Here is a 20,132-nt window from a genome sequence, read left to right as displayed (position 1 = left end):
CAGGCTGAGGGTGTGCACGGCGCGCCGCAGCGAGTCCTCCAGCTCCCGGGCCGGCGGGGCCACGGCGGCCATCATCTGGTTGGCGCTGCGCGCGTGGCGGCTCTGGCTCTCCGCGGCCAGCTTGAGCTGGGTGAGGGCCTCGCTGACCAGCCGGCGGGCGTCCTCCAGCTTCTGCCGGGCCTGGTAGTAGGCCACGTCCACCATGTGCTTCTGGAGCGTCAGGCGCTGCTCCTCGGTGATGCCGGAGAGCTTCTCCGCGCGGCGGAGGTAGTAGAGGCCCTGGTCGACCCGGGCCGGCTCGTCCGACGCGATGCGCGGCCGGGCCAGGCCCTCCAGGACGGGGAACAGGGCCTGGTCCAGCTCGTCCCGGTCGGTGAACTTGCGCGTCAGGAGCGCCGAGACGTCCTGGCCTTCGATGGAGACGGGCGCGTAGGCATCCGCCAGCCGCGGGTCCCCGGTCCGATAGGGCACGGCGCCCATGGGGGCGTTGCGGCCCTTCATCACCACCAACTGCCCGTCATGGAGGGCCAGCGTGAAGGTGCGCGCGTTGAGCTGGGACAGCAGGAAGACGACCACGCCGCCCAGGCCCAGGATGAGAGTGAAGATGATCAGCCGCGTGAAGGTCCGCCGCGCCCGATAGCCGAATCCCTGTTGTGCCGTTCCGTTCATGTCGCCTGCCCTCCTGACGTGCGAGCGCGAGGCCGATTTCCGGCCCCGGCGCTTAACTTGGGGCGCGCCTGCCCGGGGGTATACTCCCACTCCCGAACACACCGATGCACCACACATTCCGCCGTTTGGGGCCCAGCGAGCTGCTGCCCCGCTACATTTTCGCGGAGAGCCTCTTCGCCCGTCGACGGGTCCTGGAAGTCGACGCGGTGGCCTCCACCGGGGGCGAGAGCGCGCGCTTCCTCGTGGAGCGAGGCGCCCGCGCGGTCGTGTCGTGCGACAGGGATGTAGCGGCCGTGGAGGCCGCTCAAAAGGCGCACGGCGGTCCCGCCTTGCGCTTCCGGGCCAACGTCTACGACGACTTCGAGTCGGGCAGCTTCGATGTAGTGCTGGTCGCGGACCTGGCGCCCTATGTGAAGGCGCCGGAGCTGCTGGCGGAGCTGGCGCGGCTGGTGACGAAGCAGGGCTTCCTCGTGGGCGGCCTGCGCAACGTCGCGGGGCTCGCGCTGCCCCAGTTGCTGGAGGCCGAGGAGGGCGTGCCGCCCACCTATGGTCAGCTCCTGGACGCCCTGTCGGTTCACTTCGCCCAGGTGGAGGTGGCCACACAGTCCCCGGTGCTGGGCTACCAGCTCGCCTTCGAGCGCGGTGAAGGGCTCCAGGTGGACGGCACCCTGGTGAACCACAGCGAGGCCGCCTACTTCCTGGTGGTGGCGGGGCAGGACCCGGCGCGCGTGGTGGACCCGACGTGGGTGCAGCTGCCTCCCGAGCCGCTGGCCTTCACGCGCGGCAAGCTGGATGAGGTGGTGGCGCGCGCGAAGTCCTGGGAGGAGCGCAGCGGCCGGCTGAAGGAGGCGCTGACGAAGCTCCGCGCGGAGCTGACGGACCGGGAGGCGGAGGCGGCGTCGCTGCGTCCCTCCTTGGAGACGGCCCGGGATGAGGTGGCCCGGCTCACCGCGCAGTTGGAGCAGGCGCGGGGCAGCCAGGAGGCGCAGCGCGAACGGGATGATTTGTCCGGCAAGCTGCGGCGCCGCGAGCTGGAGCTCCAGGTGGCGCAGGAGCGGCTGGCCGACGCGGACCGGCGGCTGGCGGCGCAGCGGCTGGAGGTGGAGGCGGCGCAGCGCTCCCAGGCGGACGCGGACGTGCAGGTGCTGGCGGCCCAGGAGGCGCTGCGGCTGGAGCGCGCTCGCCGGGAGGAGACGGCGGCCTCACTGGAGGAGGCTCGCGAGCGGCTGACGCAGGCGTACACGCAGGTGCGGGACCTCCAGGAGGAGCAGTCCACGCTGCGCATCGAGCGTGAGCGGGACCGGCTGTCGGCCGAGCGCGCCGTGGAGCAGTCCGAGGACCGCCGGCGGGCCGCGGAGGCCGCGCGCGAGCGGGAGCTGCGCATCGCGGAGCAGTACTCGGCGGCCCTGGCGGCCGTGGAGCACCTGAAGGCCGAGGCGGCGCGGGCGGCGGAGACGTCCCGGGACGCGGGCGCCGCCGTCTCCGTGAAGGACGCGGAGCTGGCGCGCACGGCTCGGGAGCTGGTGGACGCCCGGCAGCGGACGGCCTCGGCGGAGGGGGCTCGGAAGGACGCGGAGTCGCGGCTGGAGTCGCTTCAGGCGGAGGTCCGGGGCCTGGAGACGGAGCTGGCCGCCGCTCGCGAGTCGCAGTCCCGCCTGGGCCAGGAGGTGGAGGCCCTGACGCACGCGGAGGCCTCCGCGCGCGCCACGGCGCAGAAGTGGGAGGAGTCGCTTCATCAGGCCTCGCAGCGGCTGGAGGCGCTGGAGGCGGAGCGCGCTCGGACCGAGGAGCGTCTGGGGCAGGCGCTGGAGACGGAGCGCGAGCTGGAGGACGCGCGGGCTCGGGCGACGGCGCTGGAGCGGCAGGTCCTCGATGAGGTCTCCGCGAAGGGCGAGGTCGAGGCCCGGCGGCAGGAGCTGGCGGAGGAGCGCGCGGCCCTGGTCCGGCGCGTGGTGGAGCTGGAGGCCGAGGCTTCCTCGCACGCTCGGACGGGGCGGCAGTCCTCGGAGCGCGCGGCGGAGCTGGAGTCCGCGCTTCAGGCCGCTCGCGAGGAGCTGGAGTCCGCGCACCAGGAATGGCAGGTGTCGGAGGAGCAGCTCGGGCGCGCTCGCGGGGAGCTGGACTCGGAGCGTGAGGCCCGGGCCGCGGTGGAAGAGGCGCTGCGGCTGGCGCGTGGGAAGCTGGAGGGCGCGGCGCAGCGGCTGACGGAGGCCGAGGCCACGCTCTCGCGGACCCGTGAGGCGCTGGACGCGGAGGTTGCTCGGCGCACGGACCTGGAGACCTCCCTGGCGGAGGTCCGGAGCTCGCTGGACTCCGAGCAGGAGGGGCGGGCGCGGGCGTTGGAGGCGCTGCGTGCGCAGCTCGAGGCCGAGCAGGCGCGGCGCGGCGATGCCGAGGCGACGCTCGTTGAGACTCGGGCTGGGCTGGAGGAGGCTCGCCAGACGCTGACCCAGGTGCGGGAGGCGCTGGCTTCGGAGGAGGAGCGGCGCGCCCGGTGGGAGGCGGCGCTCGGGGATGCGCAGGCGCTGCTTCAAGTGGAGGGGCAGGAGCGCGCGCGGCTGGAGGCGGCGCTCACCGCGGAGGCGGAGCGGCGGGCTCAGGCGGAGGATTCGCTTGTAGGGGTTCAGGCTCGCCTGGATGAGGCGCTGGCGCTGCGCGCGCGGACCGAGGCGGAGCTGGTCTCCGCCCAGGAGGCGCTGGTCCGGCACGAGGCTCGGGGCCAGACGGCGCTTGCTTCCGAACGTGAGGAGCGTGAGCGGCTGGCCGCGGAGCTCACCGCGATGCGGGAGCGGGCCTTTGGCGCGGACGAGGTCGTCACCCGGCTTCAAGCCGAGGCGGCTGCAGAGCGTGAAGAGCGTGTCCGGGCGCAGGAGGCGCTCGCCCAGGCTCGCACGGACCTGGACGTCGAACGCCAGGGGCGCGGCGAGGGCGAAGCCGAGCTGGCTCGCGTGCAGGGCCTGCTTGGCGTGGAGCAGCAGGCCCGCTCGGGGGCTGAAGCCGCGCTGGCCCAGCTCCGGGCGACGCTCGGGGCGGAGCAGCAGTCGCTGGCCGATGCCGAAGCCTCCCTGGCCGAGGCGCGCGCGGCGCTGACGGCGGAACAGCAGACGCGCGCTGAGACGGAAGCCGTGCTGGCGGAGTCGCGCGAGGTGTTCGCGGCGGAGCAGCAGGTTCGGGCGGAGACCGCGGCTGCCCTGGCCCAGGCCCGTGAGGCGCTGGCGGCGGAGCAGCAGGCTCGTTCGGAGACTGAGTCCGTTCTGGCACAGGCTCGCGAAGCGTTCGCGGCGGAGCAGCAGGCTCGTTCGGAGACTGAGTCCGTTCTGGCACAGGCTCGCGAAGCGTTCACGGCGGAGCGACAGGCTCGCGCCGAGACCGAGGCCATGTTGGCTCAGTCTCGTGAGTCGTTCGCGGCGGAGCGACAGGCTCGCGCCGAGACCGAGGCCATGTTGGCTCAGTCTCGTGAGTCGTTCGCGGCGGAGCAGCAAGCTCGCGCTGAGACCGAGGCCATGTTGGCTCAGTCTCGTGAGTCGTTCGCGGCGGAGCAGCAGGCCAGGTCGGAGACCGAGGCCATGTTGGCTCAGTCTCGCGAGGCGTTCACTGCGGAGCAGCAGGCTCGTTCGGAGACCGAGGCCGTCCTCGGACAGGCTCGCGCGGCGTTGGAGGCGGAGCAGCAGGCTCGGCGTGAGACTGTGTCCGCGCTCACCGCGGAGCAGCAGGCTCGCGCGGAGACTGAGTCCGTTCTGGCTCAGGCTCGCGCGGCGCTGACGGCGGAGCAGCAGGCTCGTGCCGAGCTTGAGACGGCCCTGTCGCAGTCGCGTGAGTCGCTGACGGCGGAACAGCAGACGCTCATCGAGCTTGAGACCGCCCTGGCGCGGTCTCGTGAGACGCTCACCGCGGAGCAGCAGGCCCGGAGCGAAGCTGTGTCCGCGCTCACGGCGGAGCAGCAGGCTCGCGCGGCCATCGAGGCCGCCCTGGCCCAGGCCCGTGAGGCGCTGGCGGCGGAGCAACAGGCTCGCGCACAGGCCGAGTCTGCTTTGTCGCAGTCTCGTGCGACGCTCGAGGCCGAGCAGCAGACGCGCGCTGATACCGGCGCCGCGCTCGGACAGACTCGCTCGGCACTGGAGTCCGAACAGCAGAACCGTGCCGAGGCCGAAGCCGCGTTGGCGCAGGCCCGCGCGTTGCTCGAAGCCGAGCAGCGCACGCGAGCCGATGCGGAGTCCGCGCTTCAGTCGCTGCGCACCGAGACGTCCGAGCGCGACCATTCCCGGCAGGAGCGCCTGGCTGCCGCCGAACGTGTCATGGCCGAGCAGGAGCGCGCGCTCGAAGCGCAGCGTTTGGCGGCCGAGGCGCGCGAGCAGGAGCTGCGCGATACCGTGACGCAGCTGGAGTCGGAGCGGACGTGGGCGGAGGACACCGCGAAGGAACAGCGCTCGGCGTTGGAGTCCCGGCTCTCGGAGGCTCGCGCGGCGCAGGAGTCGGACGCGGCGCGTGCGGTCGCGTTGGCTCAGTCCCTGGCGGACCTGGAGTCGGCCCGAAGCGCGGCGGATGCCCAGCTTGTCGAACGTGCGGGCATCATCGAGGCGCTGGAGACGCAGGTCACCCAACTGCGTGAACAGGTCGCGGAGCGTGAGGCGGAGGCGGGCCGTGTCAGTGAGGCCGCCACCGAGGCTCGCGAGGCGCTGACCCGGCAGGAAGCCGCCGCGCAGGAGCGGCTCTCCTCGGTCGAGCGTGCGCTGGACGACGCGCTTGCTCGGGCGGAGCGGCAACAGGGCGAAATCGAAGCGCTGGCGGCGGAGCGAGACCGCGAACGGACGGCCTTGGCAGCCGCTCAGCAGGAGCTGGCGCACCTGGGCGCATCGAGGCAGGAGACCATGCGCCTGGGGGCTCAGCTCCAACACGCGATGGCGGCTCTGCACGAGCGAGGCCTGCACATCGCCCGGCTCGATGCCGAGTTGGTGGATGCGCAGGACCGGCTCGCGGCGCAGCGGGAGAACGCCGAGTTGCTCATGGTGCAACTCGAGACGGCGCGGCGTTTCGCGGGCAAGGCCACCGCGATGGAGAACTCGCTCGAAGCCGAGCGTGCCGCGCTGGAGACGCTGCGGAACGAGCTGGCCCGCGCGACCGAGGTCGCCGCCTCGGAGCAGGCGAGGGCGGTTGCGCTGGAGGCCCAGCTCACCGACTCCGCGGAGGGACTGACGCGCGCTCGTAGCGAGCTGGAGGCCCAGCGCGCCGAACTTGAAGGGAAGCTCGCGGACGCCGTCGCGCGTTCCGACGCTCAGCGCGCCGAGCTCGAAGCGCGGCTCGCGGACGCTGTCTCTCGTTCCGACGCTCTACGTGCGGAGTCGGGGCAGCAGCTCGCGGAGGCTGCTGCTCGCACCGAGGCCGAACGCGCGGCCCTGGAAGCTCAGTTGGCGGAAGTCACGGCCCACGCAGAAGCGCAGCGTGGCGAACTTGAGGCCCGGCTCGCGGAAACCGTGGCCCACGCCGAGGCACAGCGCGCCGAGTCCGAGACCCGGCTGGCCGACCTCGATGCCCGATTCGAAGCACAGCAAGCGGCCCTGGAATCGCGGCTCGCCGAGGCCACCGCGAGCTTCAACGCACAACTAGCAGAGGCCAGCGACCGCGCGGCCCAGCTCTCCGACACCGCGGACCGCGCCCAGGCCGACAGGGCCACGTTGGAATCCCACGTCGCCGAGCTCACGTCCCAACTCGAAGTACTCCGCGCCGACCTGACCGCCGCCACGGCGCGGGCGGCCACGCTTCAGGCCGCCCAGGAGCGCCTCGCCCGCGCGGACTCCGACCGCGAGCGCCTCCAGTCCGACCTGTCCGTCGCCCGCGCCGCCCGGGTCCGCCTCGAGGGCCGCGTCACCGCCCTGGAAGCCGCGTCCACCGACGCCGTCCGAATCCTCGACGCCGAGCGTGCCGAGCGCACCCGCCTGGCCCAGGCGCTCGAAGTGGCCAAGCAGCAGCTCCAGCAACACGACGGCAGCGCCGCGGGGCAGCTCGCGTTGCTCCAGACGGAGCGTTCCCAGCTCGATGAGCAGCTCCGGGACCTCGAAGCCCGGTTCCAGTCCCAGAAGGCCCGCGTGGACGCGCTGGAGGCGGAGCGCACCGAGCTCCTGTCCACCGTGGAGTCCCTCAAGGTGTCCTCCCAGCCCGAGGACGTGCTGGAGCTGGCCGCGGAGATGGAGCTCCTCCAATCCCTGGTGGAAGACCTCCAGCAGAAGCTCGCGGACCGCGAAGCCGAGCTGGCGTCCGCGCAGCGGCTGGCGGCTCGCGCGGACAGCCTCGCCCCACTGGCCGCGCCCGAACCGGCCAGGAACGAGCTCGCCGGGACGGAGCAGGGCGCCAAGGCCCCGGCGCGGCGTCCCCGAGGCGCGGTGCCCGCGCTGGACCTGCCGCCCCAGAAAGCTCCCCCGAAGCCGGACGAGCGCGAATAGCCGCTCGCGACTAGGATTGCGCCCGTGGAAGCTCGCGAGCGCATCTTCAAGTATCAGGGCCTGGGCAATGACTTCGTCGTGCTGGACCGGCGCGGCTCCGGTGAGGACATCGACGCCGCCACGTCGCGGTGGATGTGCGACCGGCGCCTGGGCATCGGCGGGGACGGCGTGCTGGCGCTGCTGCCCTCCGAGCGTGGCGTCGCCCGGATGGTCGTGCACAACGCGGACGGCAGCATCGCGGAGATGTGCGGCAACGGCCTGCGCTGCGCGGTGAAGTTCCTGGTGGACGACTCGGGCCAGACGCCGGGCCACCTCGACGTGGAGACCGGGGCGGGCGTGCTCACCTGTTACCCCGAGTATGGGGAAGGCGGCGTGGTGGCCGTGGACATCTCCATGGGCCCCGCCCGGCTGGTCGCCCCCAACCTGCCTTCGGGCGTCACCGGCCAGCCCTTCCTCGATGCCGTCGTGCCGGGCCATCCGCCCCTGCGCGCCTACGCGGTGAGCATGGGCAATCCCCACATGGTCCTCCTGGACCAGCCGCTGGAGAACGCCTCGCGCCTGGGGCCCCTGCTGGAGCAACACCCGTCCTTCCCGGACCGCACCAACGTGGAGTTCGTCCGTGTGGACTCGGACGGCCTCACCGTGGTGGTCTGGGAGCGAGGCTGCGGCCTCACCCAGGCCTGTGGGACGGGCGCCTGCGCGTCCGCCGTGGCCGCCGTGCTGGCCAACCGGCTCCCGGCGGACGCCTGGCTGCGCGTCACCCTGCCAGGAGGAGACCTGCGCATCCGCGTCCCCGCCGACCTGTCCGACATCCGCCTCCGTGGACCGGTGGCCTTCGTCTTCGAGGGCGTTGTCGCGGTTGCCTCGGGCCGGTAACCTCCCGCGTTCCTCTCGCCCCCAGGTCAGAACGCGCCGTGGCCGGACCCATCCTCGTCGTCGACGACGACCTGTTCTTCCGTCAGCTCGCCAGCGACCTGCTCACGCATAACGGGCATCGCGTGGTGGCCGTGGAGAACGCAACGCTCGCGCTCGAAGAGGCGGCCCGTACCTCGTTCGACCTGGTCATCACCGACGTGGTGATGCCGGGCGTGGACGGCTTCGCCCTCACCGCGCGCCTGCGCGAGCGGGACCCCGACCAGGAGGTCATCCTCGTCAGCCAGCGCACCGACATCCGGGGCTCGGAGGTGGCGCTGCGCTCGGGCGCGGCGGACTGTCTCACCAAGCCGGTGGACGCCAACGACATGTTGCTGGCCGTGGACCGGGCCCTGGAGCGCGCGTCCCTGCGCCGCGAGCGGACGCAGCTTCGCGACGAGAACCTGGAGTTCGCCCGCTTCCACAACCTGCACCAGCGCTGCCTGGAGCTGCTGTCCCATCCCGACCTGGAGTGGCTCCAGGAGCGGCTCACCTCGGAGCTGGCGGCCATCTGCGACGCGCAGAGCGCCGCGCTGTGGGTGGTGGACGACCGGGGAGACCTGGTGCTGCGCGCCTACCGCGGGCTGCTGGACCGGCAGTTCCTCGCGGAGAAGATGAGCCCGGAGGGGCCGCTGTCCGGGCGGCTGCGGGAGGCCCAGCCGTGGATGGCGCGCGACGAGCGCTCGGCGGTGATGTACGTGCCCCTGGTGGCGTCGGGGGAGGTCGTCGGACTGGCGCAGCTCTCCGACCCGCTGTCGGGGGACTTCCGGCCCGAGCACACGCGCGATGCCCGCGTGCTGGGTGACTTCGCGGCGGTGGGCCTGAAGAACGGCCGGAAGATGCTCGCGCTCCAGCGCCTGGGCCTGAGGGACCGCGAGACGGCGGCGTACAACCTCAGCTACTTCACCGACTACGCGTCCAAGGAAATCTACAAGGCCCGGCGCTACGGGCGGACGTTCTCCCTGCTGACCTTCTCCATCGACAACCTGCCGCTGGTGCGCGTGCGCCAGGGCGCGGCGGACGCGAAGAAGGCGGTGCGCGGCATCATCAAGGCGCTCAGCAAAATCATCCGCGACTCGGACGTCATCGCGAAGGCGAGCGACCAGGAGTTCTACCTCCTGCTGCCGGAGACGGACTTCTTCGGGGCGCTGATGTTCGTGCGCCGCGCGGTGGCCGCCGTGCGCGAGGAGCCCGAGGCCATGGAGGTGGACCAGCGCCTCCCGCTGGCGCTGGTGGGCGGGGCCAGCACCTTCCCCAAGGACGGGGAGGACTTCGACGAGCTGGTGCACCGCTGCCGCCGCCGCATGGACGAGCGGCGCGCGTCGTTGCAGCGCCGGCTGATGCTGGACGGGCTGCCCTTCTGGGACGAGGTGGACCTGCTGCTGGGCACGCCGAACAGTCCCCGGCTGCCGGTGGACGAGCGCTCCGAGCCGAGCCGCCGGGGCAAGGTGTCCGACGTCCTCTTCGACGAGCTCCAGGCGGAGATTGCCCGGGAGATGATGCGAGACCCGGGCTCGCGTGGCCTGCTGTACGTGGGCGGGCCGGAGATTCGCACGGACCTGAACATCGCCGCCGGGCTGGAGTCCGCGCCGCCCGACCTGTCGTCGCGCATCTACCTGCTGGGCCGCCGCGTCGACCTGGAGTCACACCCCGCGCTGACGCCCGTGTTCCTGGAGGGCGACGACCGCATCGCGCGGCACGAGTTCATCCTCTGGCTCTCCGAGAACGCGGCCTACGCGCTCATCCAGCGGCGGGGCCACGGCGCGACGTGGGGGTTCCACACCTCGGACACCGCGGTGGTGGACGGGCTCATCTCCAAGCTGCAGGCCGAATACGACCTGCAGCCCTACTGACACGAAGCGGAGCGCCACCGTGGCCCTGGTCCGGAAGATCCTCATCGCCGACCCCGACCTGGAGTCCGTGCGCTCGCTGTCACGCGCGCTGCGCACCAAGGGCTACCAGGTGCACTACGCGCCGGACGGCTCGCGGGCGCTGGAGGTGGCCGTGCTGCGCCACCCGGACCTCACGCTGTTCGACGAGGGCTGCCGGCTGCTGGACGCGCGCACCTTCATCCAGATTCTGCGCACCAACCCGCGCACCGAGGACATCCCGGTGGTGCTCACCACCTCGAGCTTCGAGTCGGACCGGCTGCGCGGCCTGCGGGACGGCTACCTGCGCAAGCCCTTCAACCTGGACGAGGTGCTCAGCCGCATCGAGCACATCTTCCGGCGAAGCGAGGCGGCCAAGGACCTCAAGAGCGAGCAGCAGGAAATCGAAGGCTCGCTCAGCCAGCTCAGCATCCCGGACTTGATGCAGCTGTTGGGCATGAACCGGCGCAGCGGCCGACTGACGCTGGAGCGCGGCAACGACCGGGGTGAGATTTCCGTCGTCGAAGGCCGCCCGGTGAACGCGAAGCTGGGGCGCGTGGAGGGGGAGAAGGCCCTGTTCCGCCTGCTGGCGTGGGTGGATGGGACGTTCACCTTCTCTCCCGGCGGGAACACGGCGCGTCCGCGCATCAACCGCGGCATGGATGACTCGCTGCTGGAGGGCATGCGCCAGTCGGACGAGGTGAACCGGCTGATGCCCGGCCTGCCGCCGCGCCACACGCGGCTGATGCTGGCGCCGGACGCGGACCTGCAGGGAGACCAGCACCCGGTGACGCAGCAGGTGGTGGACCTGCTCCGCCAGCCACGCGCCCTGGGCGAGGTGCTGGACCTGGCGCCGGCCACGGATTTGGAGGTGCTCAACGTCCTCTCCACGCTCATGCAGCGGGGCGTGGCGAGGGCCGCGGATGGGGACGGCGTGGAGGCGGCGTCCGGTGAGCTGCTGGGCGCGGCGGAGGTGCACGCGCTGCGCGGCCGGATTCTCCGCACGCGGGCCCCCGCGAAGGTGGCCACCGCGAAGATCTTCGTGTGTGGCAGTGGCGCGAGCGCCGCCCGGCGCATCCTCTCCCGCATGCCCGGCATGGAGGCGCTGTCCGCCGAGCCCTCCGCCGTGAAGAGTGGCTTCGGCACGCTGGGGCGCCTGGTGCTCAGCGAGGTGCTGCGCCTGGACTTCTGCGTGCTGCCCCCCGCGGAGGCGGCGCGTCCGCTGTGGCGTCCCTTCACGGCGGGCGCCATGGGCGCGCTGTTGATGGACGTCGCCGAGCCCTCGGTGCGGCTCGCGCACTACCTGGCCTGGGAGGTCCGGATGCCGGTGGTGGTGGTGGGCGCGGAGGTCCCCGCCGCGTTGCAGGGGGCTCCGGCGGGGGCGCTGGGCGCGGCGGATGACCTGGCGGACGCGCTGCGCTCGCTGCTGGTCCAGGCGCTCAACCCGGCGCCCACGCTGCCCGGCGTGCCCCAGGTGCAGCGGGCCGCCGCGTCCATCGTCTAGCGCGAGGCCGCGCAGGCGCGGAGGCTCACTCGTTCCACGATTTGAGGGGCCCCACGACGGCGATTCGCTGGGGGTTGTCCGGATCGACGCGCACTTCGAGCTGCAGGCCGCGCTTCACGGAGCCGATGTTCCAATCATGCGTCCGGCTCAAGAGCCGCACCGGGTACGGGCCATTGAATGGAATCTTCACGTCCAGCTCGAGCAGGTAGAAGTCGTTCCCTTCGTAGCTCAGCACCGTGTGCGTCACGGTGACGATGGTGGCCTCCGCGGCGAGGCCCGTGTGCCGGAGGTGGGCTCTCTTCGCTTCGGCCTGGACGAGGAAGTGGATGAAGCCGAAATACGCGAGGAGCACCACCCCGGCGATGCCGCCCAGCACCACGTAGTCATTCCGGAGGAACTGCAGGAGCCCTTCGTCCACGAATCACCTCGGTGCGAGCGCCGCCGCTACGGGAGAGCGTCTTTTTAAGCGTCCACCGCGGTGGACGACAGGAAAGGACCTGGCAGGTGAGGCGTCGTGCGCACCGGGGAAGCGAAGTCCCCCAACCCATGGGATTCTCACGTCGTTTCCCCGGTGGATGAACCCAGCGCTCGGGCGTCCGGAGGTGTAGGCTCAGCGGGTATCCCAGGACTCACACGAATCCCCATGCAGCAGAAAACCGCCGCAGACATGTCGACCACCGCGGGCCGCGCACAGGCCGGGCAGAGCCCGGTGGCGCTCTCCGTGCCCGCCCTGACGATTGTGTCCCATCCCCAGCCGCAGCGCATCGGCGAGCGGCTGTTGCTGGAGGTGCTGGCCTCCCAGGGGCGCACGGCGGCCCTGTCCCGCAACGCGCCGGACTTCTCCCGGCCCGGGGGGCTCATGGCCCTGCCATTGGGAGACCCCTTCCTCAGCCGCAAGCCCGTGGAGTTCGAGCCCGGACCGCGAGGCGGCCTCCGGATGCTGGTGCCGGAGGACGGCACCCAGGTGCGGGTGGCGAACGAGCCCGTCGCGGGGGGCCGGGAGTTCTCCCGGGAGGAGCTGTCCGCCGGGGTGCCGCTGGTGCTGGCCGACCGCGTGGTGCTGCTGCTCCACCTGGCCTCGTCCTTCCGTCAGCCGGGCGTGTTGGACCTGGGCATCGTCGGCCACGGTGAGGGCGTCCACCGCGTGCGCGAGGACATCATCCGGGTGGCCGACCTGGCCGTGCCGGTGCTCATCCGCGGCGAGACGGGCACGGGCAAGGAGCTGGTGGCGCGCGCCATCCACGCCAGCGGCCCGCGCCGCGCCGGGCCTTTCGTCAGCGTCAACCTGGGGGCGCTCGCCAAGGAGCTGGTCGCCGCGGAGCTCTTCGGCGCGCAGCGCGGGGCCTATACGGGCGCCAGCCGGGACAGGGAGGGCTACTTCCGCGCCGCCGAGGGTGGGACGCTCTTCCTCGATGAGGTCGGCGAGGCGCCGCCGGAGGTGCAGGCCGCGCTGCTTCGCGTGCTGGAGACGGGCGAAATCTATCCGGTGGGTGGCCATACGCCGGTGCCCGTCGACGTCCGGCTGGTGTCCGCCACGGACGCGCACCTGGAGGCCCGCATCCAGGAGCGCACCTTCAAGGCCCCGCTGCTGCACCGGCTGGCCGGCTTCGAAATCCTGGTGCCTCCGCTGCGCGAGCGCCGCGAGGACGTGGGCCTGCTCTTCCACCACTTCGCTCGACAGGAGCTGGAGGCGATGGGGGAGGGCAGTCAGTTGACGTCCTCGGACGCGCGCGCCGAGCCCTGGCTGCCCGCGGCCCTGGCCGTCCGGCTGGTGCGCCATGCGTGGTCCGGCAACATCCGCCAGCTGCGCAACGTCACCCGTCAGCTCGTCATCGGCAGCCGGGGCACGCCGGTTCTGCGCGCCGATGCGCGGCTGGAGCAGGTGCTGGACGCGGACGCGCAGCCCGTCCCCGGACGTCCGTTGACCGTGCGCACGGGCGACGAGGAGGGGGACGGCGCCAAGGCCCCGCGGCGCAAGCCCGCGGACGTGGGCGAGCAGGAGCTGCTGGAGGCCCTCCGCGCCTGCTCCTGGGACCTCAAGGCCACCGCGGACTGGCTGGGCATTCCCCGGCCGTCCGTCTACGTCCTCATCGACAAGAGCTCGCTGCTGCGGACCGCGCGGGACTTGAGCCCGGAGGAAATCACCCGCTGCTTCCACGAGTGCGAGGGCGACCTCGACCGGATGGTGCAGCGGCTGGAGGTCTCCAAGCGCGCGCTCCAGCGACGCGTGCGGGAGCTGGGCCTCAGCGGTGGGTAGGGCTGGCTGACACGTCAACCCGAACCTGGTGGGTTCGGCTGACGCGTCCAGGTGCCTCCGGAAGACGTCACCCGACGCGTTCCTTCGAGCGCGCCCCGCGCCCGACCTGTTTGGTACGGTGCCTGCAGTTCAGTCACGACAGCAGTTCATCACCCGCCCCAGTGGGGCACAGGAGCCACGGCCCATGGCCATCGTCACCGTTGTCATCAAGAAGTCGGGGAACCTGAGCTACATCCCCAGCAACAAGGTCCGGCACGGGGATACCGTCCGCTTCTGGATCGACACGTCGAGTGGTGTCACCAGCGCGGTGGTGCAGCCCCCGACGTGCCTCGACAACACGGCGTCGATCTCCTTGGACAACTCCTCCAGCCTGCAGGAGACGAAGGACGACCCGGTCTCTGAGTCGGCCGCGGTCGGCACGTATGCGTTCACGGTGGAGGTCTCGCCCTCCTCCGGGTCGTCGCGCCTGGGCAGCGAACTGGAGACGAAGAACGGCAACCTCGACGTGACGACGGACCCGCCGGAGCTCTAATCCCCGGTCCGCTTCAGGGCGTTGGAGGGCCGGCCAGCGGCTCGCGGGCCGCGACGAGCCGGCTCCTCCATTCGGGCTCGAGCAGGGGATTGCGTGCCAGTGCCTGCCGCAAGGCCTCTTGGCCTTCGGTGCGCCACGCCTGCCGCTGTGCCAGGGCGGCGGGCGTGTCCGCCAGCGCCGTCAGCACGCCGCCACGCAGCGCCAGGGCGCGGGCCCAGCCGGGCCGGGCCTTCAAGACCTCGTCCACGAGCGTCAGGCCTCGGGACAGCAAGGGCCCCGGGTCCGCGCCAGCGCGTTGCCGCCACTCGGCCCAGGTGAGCTGGAAGCGCGCGGCCGCCAGCCGGTAGTCGTGGCGCTGGGGCTCCAGGGACAGGGCCTGCTGGAACGCCTCGGCCGCGGCTTCGAAGTCCGTTTCCCGTGCGGTGTTCCTCCGCGCCAGCCAGCGGGCCTTGAGGGCCCGGAGCTCGCCCGTGTTGCGCCAGGAGTGGCCCATGCGTGCGTTCAGGGAGGTGGCGCGCGTCAGTGACTCCTCGGCCCGGGCCAGCTCCTGGCGTGGATCGCCGCCGCTCTCCAGGCGCCAGGTGGCCAGCAGCGTCTGGATGCGCCCCAGGTTGGCCCAGAGGTCGGCGTCTGACTCCTGGAGCGCGAGCGCCCGCCGGTAGGCCTCCACGGCGGCGTGGCCGCTGGGGCGCGGGTCCTCCCTTCGCGCGGCCTGGAAGGTGGCCCGCCGCGTCCACACCTCACCCAGGTTGTTGTGGGCGTAGACCTGCTTGGGGGCCAGCGTCCGGGCCTCCTCGAAGGCCGCCTGGGCCTGCTGGAGCAGGGGCTCGGTGTCGCCGCCATCTTCCCAGCGCTGCTCGGCCTGCCACAGCAGCGCCGCGCCCAGCCCGTTGTGCAGCGGGGGCAGCTTCGCGTTGATGCCCAGGCCCTGGCGGAACAGCGCCAGCGCCTGCGCCAGGTCGGCCTCGTGGGGCTCGCCGTGGCTCCAGCGCCAGCGCGCCAGCTGTTCGGAAATCTCCGCGCCGCGGAAGCACGCCACGACGTTGCCGGGGTTGAGGGCCAGCGCCTTCGCCAGCGCGTCACGGGCCCGCGTCAAATCCCCCGCGGCGTCGGTGGCGCGTGGATTCGAGGCCCGGCGGCGCAGGGCGTTGCCCAGGTTGATCCACGCGTCCGCCTGGCCCTCCCGCACGCGGATGGCCGCGAGGTACGCGTCAATCGCCTTGCCCTGGTGCTCCAGCGGGTCCACGCCGCGCTCGGCCTCCGCGTCCGCCCACACCTGGTAGGTCAGGCCCAGGTTGGCGTGGAAGGCATAGTCACGCTCCTCGGGGCGCAGGCGCTCGAAAGACTCGATGGACAGGCGGAGCTGCTCGCTCGGGTCCTGCCCGCGCTCCTGGCGATAGCGGGCCCACAGCCGGTGGGTGATGGCCAGCTCCAGGGCGACGCGGTCGCTGGGCGGGGCCAGGGCCAGGGCCTCGCGCGCGGCGCGGATGGACTTCTCCAGCAGCGGCTCGGCGTCCTCGCGTCCCTGGCCGGCGCGCTGCTCCGCGAGCCGGCGGTGCAGGCGGGAGAGGACGACGAGCGAGCGGTGGTGGTCCGGCGCGGCGGTGAGCGCGCGCGTCGCCGCCGCCACGCCGCGCTCGTAGTGGGGCAGCACGTTGCCTTCGCCGTACAGCTCCATCACCAGCGCGGCCAGCTCCAGGCGCGCCAGGACGTAGTGGCCCGTCGGCTGGCTCTCCGCGGTGGCGACGGCGGCGGCATAGGCGCGGCGGCCCGCGTCCAGGTCCTCCTGCGAGCCGGCCTTGTCGCCCTGGTGCCAGCGCTGCGTGGCCCGCGCCAGCAGCACGTCGCCTTGCAGCAGGGGCGCTTCGTAGAACCAGGGCTGCGCGCGGCCCATGGCCTCCAACTGGGCCAGGGCCTCTTCATGGCGGCCCTCGTAGAAGGCGAACAGCGCCTTCACGTACAGCGGCGGGACGGGGACGTCGGGGCCTTCGGCCTGGCGCAGGTAGGCCAGGGCGGGGTCGCGGTAGTGCTGCTCCAGCTCCTTGCGGCGGACCTCGCGCTGCTCGGGGCTGCGGCGCTCCACGTCCAGCAGCAGCCGCTCCTGGTAGAGGTCCCCCAGCACCTGCGCCAGCGCCCAGGCCACGCGGGGCTCGCGGTACCCCTGCGCCCATGCGGCCTCCAGGCGCCTCCTTGCGGCGTCCCGCTCATCCAACACGAGCGACGCGCGGCCCAGGGCGTACTGGCCGGGGCCCAGCGCGTGGGGACCCGCCTCGCGCACCTCGGCCTCCAGTGTGGCCATGCTGGCGCGCAGCTCGCGCCGGTCCTCGCGGGTGTCGTGCAGGCGCGACAGGGCGGAGTAGCGCGCCGAGGCCTCGATGCGCTCCACCCGCTCGGTGAAGCGGCGCGTGAGGCGCTCGCGCTCGGCCACCTCGCCGCGGGCGATGGCCGCTTGCACGAGCGCCAGCAGCACCACCGTCAGGGCCGCGGTGCCCAGCGTCAGCGCCACCCGGTGCTTGCGGGCTTTGCGGCGCAGGCGGTAGCCCAGGCCCTGGCGCGCGAGGACGGGCTCGCCTTCGAGGAACCGCTCCAGGTCCTCCGCCAGCGCCCGCGCCGAGTCGTAGCGGGCGGGCCGCTGCTTCTCCAGGCACTTGAGGACGATGGCCTCCAGGTCCGACGGGATGTCCGCGTCGAGCGCGCGCGGCGGGGCCGGCTCCTCGCGCTGGAGCCGGGTGATGACCTCCGCCTCGGTGGCGCCGGTGAAGGGGGGCCGGCCGGTGAGGAGCGAGTAGAGCGTGGCGCCCAGCGCGTAGATGTCCGCGCGCCGGTCCAGGCGGGACACCTCGCCGCGCGCCTGCTCCGGAGCCATGTAGTGCGGGGTGCCCTGGACGGCGTTGGGCGCGGCGCCTTCCTCGCGCCAGTCGCGCGCCAGACCGAAGTCCATGACGAAGGGGGCCAGCCCGCCGTCCTCGGTGCGCTCCACCAGGATGTTGCCGGGCTTGATGTCGCGGTGGATGAGGCCCGCGCCGTGCGCGGCGTGCACGCCTTCGGCGGCCTGGCGCAGCACCAGCACCTTCTGCTCCAGCGTGAGCGAGCGCGCCAGTTGTCCCAGGGGCTGGCCGTCCACGAAGCGCATGGCGATGTAGCCCCGGCCGCGCACCTCGCCGACCTCGTACACCTCGCACACCCGTTCGTGCCGGACGCGGGCCTGCGCGCGGGCCTCGGAGAGGAAGCGCCGGGCCAGCTCCGGGTCGTCCCCGCGCACGAACTTCAGCGCCACGTTGCGGCGGAGCATGGGGTCATACGCCAGGAACACCCGGCCCATGCCGCCCTGGCCCAGGAAGCGCACGGGCTGGTAGCGGTCCCAGTCCGGCACCGGGAAGGTGGGGCCGTCCGGCTCCACGGCGGAGGGCGGGGCCACGCCCGGGGTGACGGGCGTCAGTGTGGCGGCCTCGAGCGGACGGCCGGCGCCCGGGTCCGTGCTCTCGGAGGCGAGCTCGCCACGAAGCGCCACCAGGGAGTCTTCCGACAGCCGGCCTCGCTCCCGCAGCAGCTCCAGGGGGCCACGCCGCAGGCGGAGCGCCTCCTCACGCAGGATCGCCACCTCCTCGCCGGAGAGCAGTCCTTCGTCCATCGCGAGGAGGAGCTCCTCCTCGTACGTCTCACTCAATCGCCCCGCCGCGTGCACGGCCCCAGCATACGGGCTGGCGCGTGGCGGGGGAAAACGGCTTTGCTCCCGGGGGAGAGGGGTGCTCGATTCGGCACAGTCCCTACCGCCTGGCGTCGCACGTCCCCAGAACGCGCGTGCGCCTTCCGCCACGCCTTCCAGCAGCTCCGCCGCCGCCACGATGCTGGCCGCATCCAGCGGCAGCTCTGCATGGACTTCGAATTGTGGCTGGCCGCCCGCGCATTGGCGCGCAGGTCTTCTGACACGCAGTCGTTTGACGCCCAGCGCGAATTCGGGCTGAGTGCAATCAAGAAGGGGCACTGGTGATGGAGCTTGAGAGACTCGTTGAGCAGTTCGCGCAGAACATCGCTGCGCAGACAGACTGCATCCTTCGATGGGACTCCAAGACTGGCAACAAGCACGCGGACAAGGCGTTCGCGGCGTTCGCAAAACTGCGAGAGCGAGGTGATGCCGGGCGCGACGCGCTTGCTGCCTTGTTCGTGTCCCCTCGGATGGATGTTCGAGTCATAGCAGCGGCCTTCTTGCTGCGGCACAGACCCGCAGAGGCCAGGGCCGTTCTTGAGGAGGCTGCCAAGGGAGAGGGCCTGGCCGCTCTGGGGGCGCAGCAAACCCTCAAGAACTGGGAGGAGGGGCGCTGGGCCCTCGACCTGCCCGAAGAGCGCAGTTCCCGGTAACGTGTCCGTAACGGAGTCCCGTGAACATAGATACATGACGCACGGTGAGCGGGCGAAGGCCGTCTTGAAACTGGAGACAAGTCTCCTCGCGGCTTGGGCACGGCGTCCGCCGCCCGGGAGGGGCAATGGCGGGTCTTGAGGGCGAGGAAACGTACTTTGCTGGAGCCTACTGGGGCGCCCGTAGAGAATCCCCGGAGGCGTGTGCCCAACGCGCGGAAGCGTTCTTCGCCTCTCTGGCGAGCATCGACCCGTCATTCACCCGATGGTTCCGGCAAGGCAAGTCGCGGAAGGACGCATTGCTGCGCCCCATCGAGCCCACTCGCGCAGCGCTGGAGGCGCTCGTTCGCAAAGGCAAGGACCGGGTCGTTGAGGAGCTCGGATTCCGCTTCAGCGCGTGGAACGGCGCGAGTGACGACGACGACGGCAGTGCATTCAGGGTGACCTGCGGTGGTTACTCCGAGCGCGTGAGCAATGCCTGTGTGTTCGACCTCCCCAGCCGAGGGCCGAATGCAGGCCGGGTGTTGACGGCCCCGATACTGTCCGGACTCGTGAGAAGCATGGCGACTTCTTGGGCGCCGGACTTTGCCGTGTGTTGACGCGCACGTCTGCTGATGGGCGAGCAAGCCGGCTGGTTGATGGGCATCTGTCAGGAGACGGCGGACCGTCAGCGGGCGTGATGCCCATCAAGGCCGGCTCCGGGACGCCACCAGGGTCGATGATGGCGTCCCAAGGCGGAAATGGCTAAGCGGCGAGCTGCGCGCGCTCAATCACGGCGCGGACGAGCTCACCGTCGACGAGCTTGCGTTTGAGGCGGGCGGCATCGCGCAGGCACAGCAGGGCGAGGCGGTCGAGTTCGCGATGGGCGCCCTCGCTTGCCTCGTGCAGAAGCGCGAGGGCGTCACGAGGGAATAGCTCGCGGTCGCAGCCGGCCAGACGCAGGCGGTGGCGCAGGTACTCAGCGGAGTCTTCGAGAGAGACTGGGTCGATGCGCACGCGCGTGTGCAGGCGCGACAGCAGCGGTTTGTGGAGGCTGGTGGCCAGGCGGGCCTCAAGCTCGGGGAGGCCGACGAGGACGACGGAGAGCAGGGGCCGGCTGTCCCAGTCGTAGTTGAGAAGGATATGCAGATGGCCGAGCACGTCTGGGTGGAGCAGGTGCGCCTCGTCGAGGAGGAAGACGGGGTGGACGCGGCTGGTGGCAAGCTCCTGCACGTGCGTGGTGACGGCGTGGAAGACGGCGGCCGCGGTGGCCTTCGCCTGCAGCCCGAGCGCCAGGCACAGCTGCCGGTAGAAGTCGCGGCGGCCGAGCGTCGCATTGTGGCAGTAGCTCAGGCGGAAGCGCTCCTTGGGGAGGCGATGGCGCAGGGCGCGCAGGACGCACGTCTTGCCGACGCCAGGTTCGCCGGCGACGAGGACGGACTGGCGCGACTCGAGGGCGTCGACGACGTCGGTGACGACGGCCTCTTTCGAGGGGGGCAGCCAGAGCTCGGCGTCGGGAATCTCCTTGGTGAAGGGCAGGTGGGCGAGGCCGAAGGCGGAGAGCAGTTGCTGGGACATGGTGGACTCACTCCAAGTCTGGGGCGGTGGGGTCGAAGGG

Annotated in this window: 12 protein-coding genes; 8 read left to right on the top strand and 4 right to left on the bottom strand. The window is 72.0% G+C overall.

Annotation, left to right across the window (positions count from 1 at the left end):
• Window positions 1-669: plant Invertase/pectin methylesterase inhibitor family protein (locus G4D87_RS13750; RefSeq protein ID WP_240358256.1), on the bottom strand; the 669-nt coding region annotated here is incomplete at its 3' end.
• Window positions 670-773: 104 nt separating this feature from the next.
• On the opposite strand from G4D87_RS13750, the gene G4D87_RS13745 reads away from it, so the two are divergent.
• From G4D87_RS13745 to G4D87_RS13730, 4 genes are read left to right on the top strand one after another with little or no spacing between them, the layout of a single operon-like run.
• On the top strand, window positions 774-7,106 hold the full coding sequence (locus G4D87_RS13745; protein WP_163782518.1) for a methyltransferase domain-containing protein: 6,333 nt from the start codon (window positions 774-776) through the stop codon (window positions 7,104-7,106).
• A gap of 24 nt (window positions 7,107-7,130) precedes the next feature.
• Window positions 7,131-7,982, top strand: coding sequence for a diaminopimelate epimerase (dapF, locus tag G4D87_RS13740; protein ID WP_163782517.1), 852 nt, complete (start codon window positions 7,131-7,133; stop codon window positions 7,980-7,982).
• A 38-nt stretch (window positions 7,983-8,020) separates the two neighbouring features.
• Window positions 8,021-9,871 carry a GGDEF domain-containing response regulator gene (locus G4D87_RS13735; protein WP_163782516.1) on the top strand — a complete coding sequence of 617 codons (1,851 nt, stop codon included), beginning with the start codon at window positions 8,021-8,023 and terminating at the stop codon, window positions 9,869-9,871.
• 19 nt (window positions 9,872-9,890) lie between these two features.
• Window positions 9,891-11,390: a DUF4388 domain-containing protein gene (locus tag G4D87_RS13730; protein WP_163782515.1), complete on the top strand. Its 1,500-nt coding sequence runs from the start codon at window positions 9,891-9,893 to the stop codon at window positions 11,388-11,390.
• Window positions 11,391-11,415: 25 nt separating this feature from the next.
• Here G4D87_RS13730 and G4D87_RS13725 read toward each other — a convergent pair whose 3' ends face one another.
• Entirely contained in the window at window positions 11,416-11,808 is a 393-nt protein-coding gene (locus tag G4D87_RS13725; RefSeq protein ID WP_163782514.1) for a DUF3592 domain-containing protein, read from the bottom strand.
• A gap of 225 nt (window positions 11,809-12,033) precedes the next feature.
• Here G4D87_RS13725 and G4D87_RS13720 point away from each other — a divergent pair, with 225 nt between their 5' ends.
• On the top strand, window positions 12,034-13,647 hold the full coding sequence (locus tag G4D87_RS13720; RefSeq protein WP_163782513.1) for a sigma 54-interacting transcriptional regulator: 1,614 nt from the start codon (window positions 12,034-12,036) through the stop codon (window positions 13,645-13,647).
• Between the two features lie 184 nt (window positions 13,648-13,831).
• On the top strand, window positions 13,832-14,179 hold the full coding sequence (locus G4D87_RS13715; protein WP_163782512.1) for a hypothetical protein: 348 nt from the start codon (window positions 13,832-13,834) through the stop codon (window positions 14,177-14,179).
• A gap of 13 nt (window positions 14,180-14,192) precedes the next feature.
• On the opposite strand, the gene G4D87_RS13710 is transcribed toward G4D87_RS13715, so the two are convergent.
• Window positions 14,193-18,164 carry a serine/threonine-protein kinase gene (locus G4D87_RS13710; RefSeq protein ID WP_504112558.1) on the bottom strand — a complete coding sequence of 1,324 codons (3,972 nt, stop codon included), beginning with the start codon at window positions 18,162-18,164 and terminating at the stop codon, window positions 14,193-14,195.
• Between the two features lie 5 nt (window positions 18,165-18,169).
• Between G4D87_RS13710 and G4D87_RS13705 the strand changes: the two genes are divergently transcribed.
• Together G4D87_RS13705 and G4D87_RS13700 are read left to right on the top strand one after the other, a co-directional pair.
• A complete protein-coding gene (locus tag G4D87_RS13705; protein WP_163782520.1) occupies window positions 18,170-18,538 on the top strand; it encodes a DUF2019 domain-containing protein in 369 nt (122 codons plus the stop codon).
• A 125-nt stretch (window positions 18,539-18,663) separates the two neighbouring features.
• Window positions 18,664-19,134 (top strand): Imm52 family immunity protein, encoded by a 471-nt coding sequence (locus G4D87_RS13700; RefSeq protein WP_163782510.1) that lies wholly within the window; start codon window positions 18,664-18,666, stop codon window positions 19,132-19,134.
• A gap of 145 nt (window positions 19,135-19,279) precedes the next feature.
• Here G4D87_RS13700 and G4D87_RS13695 read toward each other — a convergent pair whose 3' ends face one another.
• Entirely contained in the window at window positions 19,280-20,092 is an 813-nt protein-coding gene (locus G4D87_RS13695; protein ID WP_163782509.1) for an ExeA family protein, read from the bottom strand.
• Window positions 20,093-20,132 lie beyond the last annotated feature (40 nt).

This window comes from Myxococcus vastator (assembly GCF_010894475.1).
Classification (GTDB): domain Bacteria; phylum Myxococcota; class Myxococcia; order Myxococcales; family Myxococcaceae; genus Myxococcus; species Myxococcus vastator.
Note: the sequence above shows the minus strand (reverse complement) of the source record. Positions and strands in the feature narration are given on the sequence as shown.

Bases quoted from the DNA above. Each gene is read 5' to 3' on its own strand.
- G4D87_RS13745 (WP_163782518.1), top strand. From the start codon at position 774: ATGCACCACACATTCCGCCGTTTGGGGCCCAGCGAGCTGCTGCCCCGC.
- G4D87_RS13720 (WP_163782513.1), top strand. From the start codon at position 12,034: ATGCAGCAGAAAACCGCCGCAGACATGTCGACCACCGCGGGCCGCGCA.
- G4D87_RS13715 (WP_163782512.1), top strand. From the start codon at position 13,832: ATGGCCATCGTCACCGTTGTCATCAAGAAGTCGGGGAACCTGAGCTAC.
- G4D87_RS13705 (WP_163782520.1), top strand. From the start codon at position 18,170: ATGGAGCTTGAGAGACTCGTTGAGCAGTTCGCGCAGAACATCGCTGCG.
- G4D87_RS13700 (WP_163782510.1), top strand. From the start codon at position 18,664: ATGGCGGGTCTTGAGGGCGAGGAAACGTACTTTGCTGGAGCCTACTGG.
- G4D87_RS13695 (WP_163782509.1), bottom strand. From the start codon at position 20,092: ATGTCCCAGCAACTGCTCTCCGCCTTCGGCCTCGCCCACCTGCCCTTC.